The sequence below is a fragment of the Helicobacter marmotae genome, assembly GCF_003364255.1.
GTDB classification, from domain to species: Bacteria; Campylobacterota; Campylobacteria; order Campylobacterales; family Helicobacteraceae; genus Helicobacter_C; species Helicobacter_C marmotae.
This window is the reverse complement of record NZ_NXLR01000020.1, coordinates 19,027-27,589: the sequence shown is the minus strand read 5'-3', so window position 1 is coordinate 27,589 and position 8,563 is coordinate 19,027. Positions and strand designations below refer to the sequence as shown.

The 8,563-nt window shown below is 38.5% G+C and carries 9 protein-coding genes; 2 read left to right on the top strand and 7 right to left on the bottom strand.

Annotation, left to right across the window (positions count from 1 at the left end):
- Nucleotides 1–313, top strand: a 313-nt coding sequence (locus tag CQA63_RS08345) for a hypothetical protein (RefSeq protein ID WP_211305738.1), incomplete at its 5' end; no start/stop codon positions are given.
- Between the two features lie 312 nt (nucleotides 314–625).
- Here the strand turns inward: CQA63_RS08345 and CQA63_RS08340 are convergent.
- Genes CQA63_RS08340 through mqnP form a run of 7 tightly spaced genes read right to left on the bottom strand, consistent with a single transcriptional unit; the run spans nucleotide 626 to nucleotide 7,752 of the window.
- Nucleotides 626–2,671: an LTA synthase family protein gene (locus CQA63_RS08340; protein WP_233706662.1), complete on the bottom strand. Its 2,046-nt coding sequence runs from the start codon at nucleotides 2,669–2,671 to the stop codon at nucleotides 626–628.
- Nucleotides 2,652–3,308, bottom strand: coding sequence for a hypothetical protein (locus tag CQA63_RS08335; protein WP_104700493.1), 657 nt, complete (start codon nucleotides 3,306–3,308; stop codon nucleotides 2,652–2,654). The genes CQA63_RS08340 and CQA63_RS08335 overlap by 20 nt, the downstream gene beginning before the upstream one ends.
- Nucleotides 3,305–4,540 (bottom strand): sialidase family protein, encoded by a 1,236-nt coding sequence (locus tag CQA63_RS08330; protein WP_233706661.1) that lies wholly within the window; start codon nucleotides 4,538–4,540, stop codon nucleotides 3,305–3,307. The genes CQA63_RS08335 and CQA63_RS08330 overlap by 4 nt, the downstream gene beginning before the upstream one ends.
- A 13-nt stretch (nucleotides 4,541–4,553) precedes the next feature.
- The gene (locus CQA63_RS08325; RefSeq protein ID WP_104700492.1) at nucleotides 4,554–5,732 is read right to left on the bottom strand and encodes a pyridoxal phosphate-dependent aminotransferase; all 1,179 of its coding nucleotides are present in this window, start codon (nucleotides 5,730–5,732) and stop codon (nucleotides 4,554–4,556) included.
- Between the two features lie 48 nt (nucleotides 5,733–5,780).
- Entirely contained in the window at nucleotides 5,781–6,308 is a 528-nt protein-coding gene (locus CQA63_RS08320; RefSeq protein ID WP_104700491.1) for a hypothetical protein, read from the bottom strand.
- Between the two features lie 3 nt (nucleotides 6,309–6,311).
- Nucleotides 6,312–6,866 (bottom strand): hypothetical protein, encoded by a 555-nt coding sequence (locus tag CQA63_RS08315; RefSeq protein ID WP_104700490.1) that lies wholly within the window; start codon nucleotides 6,864–6,866, stop codon nucleotides 6,312–6,314.
- Nucleotides 6,856–7,752: a menaquinone biosynthesis prenyltransferase MqnP gene (mqnP, locus tag CQA63_RS08310; RefSeq protein WP_104700489.1), complete on the bottom strand. Its 897-nt coding sequence runs from the start codon at nucleotides 7,750–7,752 to the stop codon at nucleotides 6,856–6,858. The genes CQA63_RS08315 and mqnP overlap by 11 nt, the downstream gene beginning before the upstream one ends.
- Before the next feature lie 205 nt (nucleotides 7,753–7,957).
- On the opposite strand from mqnP, the gene CQA63_RS08305 reads away from it, so the two are divergent.
- Nucleotides 7,958–8,560 (top strand): CvpA family protein, encoded by a 603-nt coding sequence (locus CQA63_RS08305; RefSeq protein ID WP_104700488.1) that lies wholly within the window; start codon nucleotides 7,958–7,960, stop codon nucleotides 8,558–8,560.
- Nucleotides 8,561–8,563: the final 3 nt, after the last annotated feature.

Sequence of the window (8,563 nt, the reverse complement as noted above, 5' to 3'; positions counted from 1 at the left end):
TTACCACTTTGTCATGTCTTTACTCCCAATAAAGGACAAAGAATTGCTTTCAAAAACACCAAAAAGTGCGACTAGTGATTCGGGTAGAGATTCTTCGGTCGCTACGCTCCCTCAGAATGACAAACTAACAGCATTTACTAAAAATCCAAAAAGCAATGCTTCGCTTCGCTCTCACGCCCTCCCGCTAGAGCTGATAATAGGATTGGGATTGTCTAGTGGCTTTGCGAAGCGATTCTCCATAACGCTTGGAATGACAAACTTAGCTACCCGCAAGGGAAACCCACACATAATAAACACCTGCAATGGAAATTAGTTTGTCATTCTGAGGGCGGGCGTAGCCCAACCGAAGAATCTCTACCCGAATCACTAGTCGCACTTTTAGTGACTCTAAAAGAAAGTCTCTAGTATATAAAAGAGATTCTTCGCCTCCTAAAGGAGGCTCAGAATGACAATAGTGGCAGAGTTTCTAGCAATTCTAAGAGAGATTCTTCGGCTTTTACAAAGCCTCAGAATGACAATGAATCCAGCCTTTACTCCTAATCCAAAAAGCAATGCTTCACAGAAAGCCCACGGAGATTCTTCGCTTCGCTATAGACATGACAAACTCATTTCCCCTTTACTTATGCTAATCCCTTACCTCATAGCCATTCTTAGCTATCCACCAGCTCAATGCCACAGCCTGCTTAAGCCGCTTATAGAGCGCTTGGGCGAGCTCTTTATCATCATTTTGTGCTATGCCATCATGAAAATACTCTATATGCCCATCTTTACCATAAACAAACCTATCTGTGGCGATTATAGAATATCCAAGTGCGCTATTTTTTTCACTCAATGCGACATTATCATTGCTCACAAGTGGAGTGCCAAAGCTATGATACACATATTCATTAGGTGCTACAAGCTGCAATATACTAGGTGTAATATCAATATGTGAGCCGATATTGGCAATTTTCTTTATCTCTAATGCAGGAGAATAAAATATCAGCGGAACGGCATTACTTGCCTTAAGGCTTCCATCCGCCTTAGGATACTCCCTATCGTAGTGATCGCCTGTGATTACAAACAAAGAATTAGGCAATATACGAGATACCTCATGGATAAATTGTGCTATTACCTTATCTTCATACCAGATATGCCCTATCAATCGCGCATTTTTTACCTTATATTCACTATGCTCGCTAAAAAAGCGTGTAATCTCATTAAGAGGGACATAAAACTGCTCTAATGGCACATCATAAGGGGGGTGATTAGAAGTGGTAAGAATCATATTAAAGCTTGGCTGACTACGTTCTTTAAAGACATTATCCCTAACAAGCGAAAAAAGATGATGATCATAAGCTCCCCATAAACCCTCATAGGGAAGAGGATAGCCATTAAGCTTAGCATTATCAACAATTTGGGTGTTGTAATAGATTTTCTCAAAGCCCTGTGAAGTGCTATATTGGTCAAGCTTCTGCCAAATACCGCTCCCTCCATAATAAAAGTTATTTTTATAGCCTAAATGTTTCATAATCACAGCAGGAGCAGTGATAAAAGCAGGTAATGTCCCCAGCATAGAATTAAGCGGAATCTCTGTTTGAAAGAGCCCTGTAAGCTGGACATCTACGCTATCAATAATCCTACTTCCATTTTGTAAAAATACTCCAATCTTCGCTCCATGATTATCTTGCAATAATGACTTAAGCCCAGAAGTCAAGCCAATTTCATCAAAATCTTTATCAAAATGCCATTCACTCAAACCCTCTGCGATGATATAAAATACATGGTCAATCTTTGCACCAGTCATATTATAAACCCTTTTTGCAAGGAGGTCTTTAAGGTTATATTGCTCTTCTTGCCCCTCTAGGTCAAAATACTCTCTCACCACTTCTAAGGGACTTTGGGAAGTATAGTCGCTAAATTTGGAGTTTGAGATTTTGGCATAATCGCGATATACAAGATAGAGATTCCTAAAGCCACCTGTGCTTGCCTTACGCAAGAAGTTATTTTCAACAGGCTTTATGACTTGGTTTAAATTCGCAGCCCTAAAGCTAAAGGCAGAGTTTATACATAAAATCATCAGCACCACAAATACACAAAAAAGCACTAAAGCCCCAAGTGAGGAATCTCTTTTAGATAAGCGCGAACGTATCGAGCTAAGCGGATCATCTCCATATTTACGCGAGAGAGAATTAGAAATCTTAATATAAATCCACATAAAGCCAAAGGCTAAGACAATCCAAGCAATAACCTTAAAGCTAATGCCATATTGCCCGCTAATGCCTGTGTGAAAAATGGCTTTTTGATCATCAAAAAATAATCCCAAAAGATTGGCATTAAACACATCATCAAAAATCTCATAAAACACCATCTCAGAAAGACCCACAAAAGTAACTAAAAGCACAACAAGAAGGGCATAAATCCCCAGCACAAAATAACGCAAATCCCTCCAAAAAAACACCACACCCAGCACAAAATACAAAATGCTAAAAAATGCTATAGGCTTGCCGTCATAACGTATGCCATTTATCAAAGTTTTAAAATACTCCCCCATACCCTTTACTTCACCTATATAGCCATGATATAAGCCCGATAGGATAAAACACAATCTCATTACAAAAAACAAAACAAATAAAAATAAAGTAAAATATATTGATTGGATAAGTAATCTCTCAAGCCACTTTTTTTTCATTCATTCCTCCATAATATAGTCTTAAGAATAGGTGCTTAAAAAGCGCAAAAATGCAGCCAAAGAATAAAAATGGGTCGATACAATAATTAAAAATATCCATATTTCCAAAAAGGCGCAATTGATAGGCAATTATACAGCAAATCAGCAAAACCCCACTTAATGGGCAAAGGCTAAACATAAAGAGGCTTAAAAAACCAAGTATGAAAAGTTTAGTCTTAAAATCTAGGCGATATACATCAACTATTTCATAGCCCAAAAACCCACCATAAAGGGCAATGCCACAAAGCACATAAATATACCAAAGTGGCTTAGGGAAAATATGCAAAGCACATAAATATGTAGTTAAATATGTAAGTCTGGGATAGAATCTCCTTGATTTTCTCTCATTTTTTAGCCATAAAAGGGCAAAAAAACGCAAAAGATAGCACAAACTTATCGCGCTTAAAGCAAAGCTTGGGGCGTCAAAAAGTGCGTAGAAATATTCACAAGCACTCCATTGGCTAAAGGGGGCATTAAAGGCTAGAATCCATACACAGGCTATAAACATACTCCCATAAAATGAAGAGATAAGATAACTTGTAACATACATCACTCCACAAAGTGCGATGATATTTATAGCAATAAAAACGCCAATCATAACGTGCTCAAAGCTTTACTTAGCATAACTTTAGGCACAAAAGCTACACGAATATATTTACGCCCATACGTATAGGCAACGCACGCAAACTCCCCGCTTAAGGTAACACTCGGGTAAGAGACTTCATTACCAAGCAAGCCATCAAGCATAAAAAGCGCTCTAAAATGCACCTGATGAGAATCTTCTACATTTAAAAGCACATAGAGCCATAGCTCCTCTCGTTTGTTGCCCTCTGCTCGCTGGCTTTGATTATGGAGTAAAAATACAGAATCTAGGGCATTAAATAGCACTGATGAAGCATCATAGTTAAACAAATTGCTTGCTTTTGCCCTTAGGCACGACCCCCCACATTCACTTGTGTAAAGGACATTATTAAGTGATTTGTGATTTCTATAAACGCCAAAAATGCTATTTTTATCAATGGAAACAAAGCTTGGCTGAAGTTGTGAAGTAAGAGAGGTAGGTAAAATAATAGAATCTAGTTTTAAATTTTCACTAAAATCAAGGAGTAGCGGATATTTGCGTGCAAGCTCATGGTAGATTGGCAGGATAAATCCGCCATTATCTTTAAGCACAGGAGGCGTGCGCACAAGATGAGAGAGATTTAAAAACGGGCTTAAATGCAGCTCTTGTATATAATGTAAGCTCCTTAAATGCTCTTGCTCAAAAAGCAGATGATAAATCTTGCTTGTAGCCCAACCTCCCATACTTACGCCCACTACAAAAAGATGAACCCTCCCTTTTGTATCCACAAAACTCACAGGATTCCCTAACTTTTTAATAAACTTTCCACTCAAATGAGAAAGCAAAGGAGCGTCTAAAATACGTTTAGGCTCACTCCAAGCGGTATTTGGGGAAGCATTTAAGCCTATATCCAACTCATCAAAGCTAAAAAAACTCTGATAAATCCCAACATCTCTTGCCCCCTCTCTGCTCCCTGCAAAATACAGCAGCATTAAATGCTTATCACTGACTTGGCTTATATCCACAATACTGCTTGCATGGGCAGAATCTTCATTATTTGGTATATCAAAATAGATAATTTCTTCATAATAAGGAGCAGTAGGCATAAGGGCAGTGGGTGAGCTTTGAAAGTTATGCACGATGAGCGTATCTGTGCCAAGATAGCCCAAGCCTTGCCTTGTGCGAGGGGAATTATCTGTAATGGCGCACCATATAAGAAGCACACAAAGTATCACCACGAAGGCGCTTGTCTTAACAATAGAATGCAATAGGAAGCCTTGATTATTTCAATGAAGCCACAAATCGCCCAATACGTGCAATACCCTCTTCAAGCTGCTCTAAACTACAAGCAAAGGATAGTCGCACAAATCCCTCCATACCAAAGGCAGACCCGGGCACTAAAGCCACACCTTGCTCCTTAAGCAAAGCTTTACAAAAATTCATAGAATCTGCTCCATAATGAGGCAGGGCGGAAATATTAATAAACAAATAAAAAGCCCCTTGAGGCTTAAGAGTGGTGAGATTTTGAATATTATTAATGGCTTCACTTGCATAATTCATACGTTCTTCAAATGCAATGCGCATATCTTCAATATCATTATCCGCTTCACCCATAAGCGCTACCACTGAAGCTTTTTGAGTAATTGAGTTGATATTAGAAGTGCATTGACTTTGAAAATTATCCATTAATTTCACAAGCTTTTTATCTTTACACGCAAGATAGCCTATACGCCAGCCTGTCATAGCCACAGACTTACTTAAGCCATTAATGGTAATCGTGCGCTGCAGCATATCCTCACTAATAGCTGCTGCGGAGAAAAACTTCACTCCATATACGAGCTTTTCATACATTTCATCACTAATAACCCATATATCTGTGCCCTTGAGTACTTCTGCTAAAGATTCCAACTCTTCTTTGGTATAGACCATACCTGTGGGATTAGAGGGAGTGTTAAGAACAAAAATCTTTGTCCTAGGGGTAATAGCCTCGCGAAGTTGCTTTGCTGTGATTTTAAAATTATTTGCCTGCGTAGTTTGCACGATTATAGGTTTCCCGCCACTAAAAGTTACAAGCTCAGGATACGTAACCCAATATGGGGAGGGTATAATCACCTCATCACCATCATCTACCAATGCTTGAAACACATTAAATAACGAATGTTTCGCGCCATTGCTTACAATAATCTCATTGCTTTGATAGGCTATGCCATTCTCACGTAAGAGCTTTTCACGGATTGCCTCCCTAAGCTCTGGTATGCCCGCTACGGCTGTATATTTGGTAAAGCCACTTTTTAATGCCCTAATGGCTTCATTTTTAATCACTTCAGGTGTGTCAAAGTCCGGCTCCCCTGCTGAAAAGCTCAAAATATCTTCCCCCGCAGCACTTAGCTCACGCGCAAGGCTACTTATGGCAATAGTGGTAGATTCTTGCAACAACTCTATACGTTTTGCATATTTCATATCCTCTCCTTCAACTTAAAGTTCGTTATATTACAAAAAGAATCTTTCCTATTCTTTAATATCAGCGAGCTTGAGGGTGAATTCCACTTCACCCTTGCTTAAACGCATTTCTTTTGCAATCGCATCAATACTCCAGCCATCATGAAACATACTCACAATGCGCTTTTGATCAATATTACCAGCAGAAGTAGGATAAAAGCCAAATTCGCGTATTTTCCCCTCAAGGAGGACAAACCTTTCTTCAATATAGTCCCAGTCTTTATTCACTTGTGCTTCGAGAATCTCTACTTGCCTATATACATCTACAAGGGCATTATTAACCGCATCAATACTTTGGGTCTTAATCTTTGTGTTTAAGGCGGTATTGCTTAATTGATTTTCAAGTTCATTATCTTTTATCCATTTATGGATTTTAAAAATTTCATTATTAATATCCTCCATACCCTTTTCAAAACGTCTTATTCTTTTTGCTAAATCAAGGCTGCGGGTATAGGTCAAAAAAGCGATAAAGCACACTATTCCTATAGATATAAGAGAAAAAATCATACCCATGCTGCCCATTGATATGCCAAACATACTCTACTCCTTTATTGAAGTCTTAGAATCTAAAATCATCACACGTTCCATTTGCACCACAAAACTATCAAAATCCACTTGATCTTTATGGTGAATCTGCCTAAATAGCACTATTTTAGGACTTATAGCATGAGCAAAGACTCCTATATAACGTTGCGGAAAAATAGGTAAAAATATGCGTAAATAATATTTTTGCCCATTTTCAAACACATCTTGTGGCATACACACAACCCCATGCCCGACAAAATCCGCCACCCCCTCTGCAGGCAAGGGGAGATATTGCGTGCCCTTATCAAGCAAAATTTGCTCAATATGCTCTACCTTATGATAAAGCTCCATAAGTAACTCTAATAATACTTCATCAGTATCTTCTATACGAGATTTATTTTTATTTAACCACTGCGCGATAGAGCCATAGCGATGTTGAGAGAGGGAAAGATATTCTTTTTTACAAGCTTGCTCATTTTCTGCATTAAGCGCACAAAAGGCTATCTCAAGCTCGCAAGGCACTATACGCGTTTGCACCCCATGCTGCATAAGTATGTCTCTAATCTCCATACACAGCCCTTAGAGAATCAAACAAAATAGAGCAAAAAAAGATAATGCCCAAATACCCATTGGTAACAAAAAATGCCTTAGGGATATGCTTTATATGCACGCTTACAAGATACTGCTCATAGCAAAGCATTAAAGCTGATATACCTAAGCCTATATAAGCAAGCACACCTAAGTGGGCTTGATACACAAAAGCACTCCAAAAGCCTATAGCACATATATGGCAGAAACGAGAAATCCACAACGTTTTCTCTATGCCAAAATACGCAGGGATAGAATGGAGATGATTGGCTTTGTCAAATTCTATATCTTGTATTGAATATAATAAATCAAAGCCCGCTACCCAAAATAGCACACCACAGGAGAGAAAGACACTCCACAAGGGGATTTCACCCATTATGGCAATAACGCCCGCAATAGGAGCTAAACCCAAACACACACCAAGCACCCAATGCGCTAAGGCACTAAAACGTTTGGTATAAGAATAAAATGCCAAAATCAACAAAAATGGCACGCTTAGACTAAAAGCTAGCATATTAATATAATATGAAACAAGCACAAAAATACCAGCATTACATACATTAAACAACACAAGCGCACTAAGCTTAATGCGCCCATCTACGCTCGGACGTTTGTTTGTGCGGGCATTATTTATATCAATATCCCTATCTTTGAATCGATTAAAGCCCATGGCGAAATTCCGCGCACTCACAAGAGCAAGAATACAAAGTATAAACTTCTCCCAACCACACCATGGAATCCCATACACCTGCATACTTGCCACAACCATAGCAATAAGAATAAAACTGCTTGAAAAAATCGTATGCTCAAAGCTCACAAGCTCGCTAAAATCCTTTATTTGCCTGCTTAATGTCTTAACAACACTCATTTGACCCTAATCCTTAAATTTGGCTCTCTGCTTCCCTTAAGAGTAAAAGCGTGCATTATAAAACACCTTAGCAAAAAATAAGCTAAACCCTTGCAAAATAATGTAAAATCGTTTAATATACCACTCTAAATCCCGCAGATATTCGTATTTTTGACTTCATAATGAAAGCAAAAGCAAGGGCAGAGACTGATTTTAAGGATACACTATGGATTCACTAAGCTATATTGATATAGGCATTTTAGCTTTACTTGTTTTACTTGCCATTAAAGGCATTTGGCAAGGCATTATACGAGGATTGTCAAGCCTATTAGGCATTGCCCTTGGGATATTCTTTGCCTCAAGGTATTATATGAATGTCGGTGAATGGTTTGCCCACAATATCTATAATCTCAACTCTGCAGAAATCAACGCCCTTGTAGGCTTTCTTATCCTCATCATACTTATTTGGTCAGCTTTCCTTCTTGTGGGGGAATGCCTTTTTCGTATGCTTAAATTCACGCCGCTAGGTGTGCTCGATGGCGCTTTGGGCTTAGTCTTTGGGTTTGCAAAGGCATTTTTATTAATTTCTTTAATTGTTTTTGGCATTACAAAAATTGGCTGGCTTAAAGACTTCTCACAAAATATCGAACGCAATAGCTCTATCTTCCCTGTGATGAAAAAACTTGCCATACATATAATGAATCTTGAGCAAGTTCAAGAAGTCAAAGACAATCTTAATAATATGGAACTTCACAATAGCATAAAGAATATACAGCAAAATATGCAAGAAGAGCCTAAAGAAACAAATGAAGATTCACAGACTTTATAATCG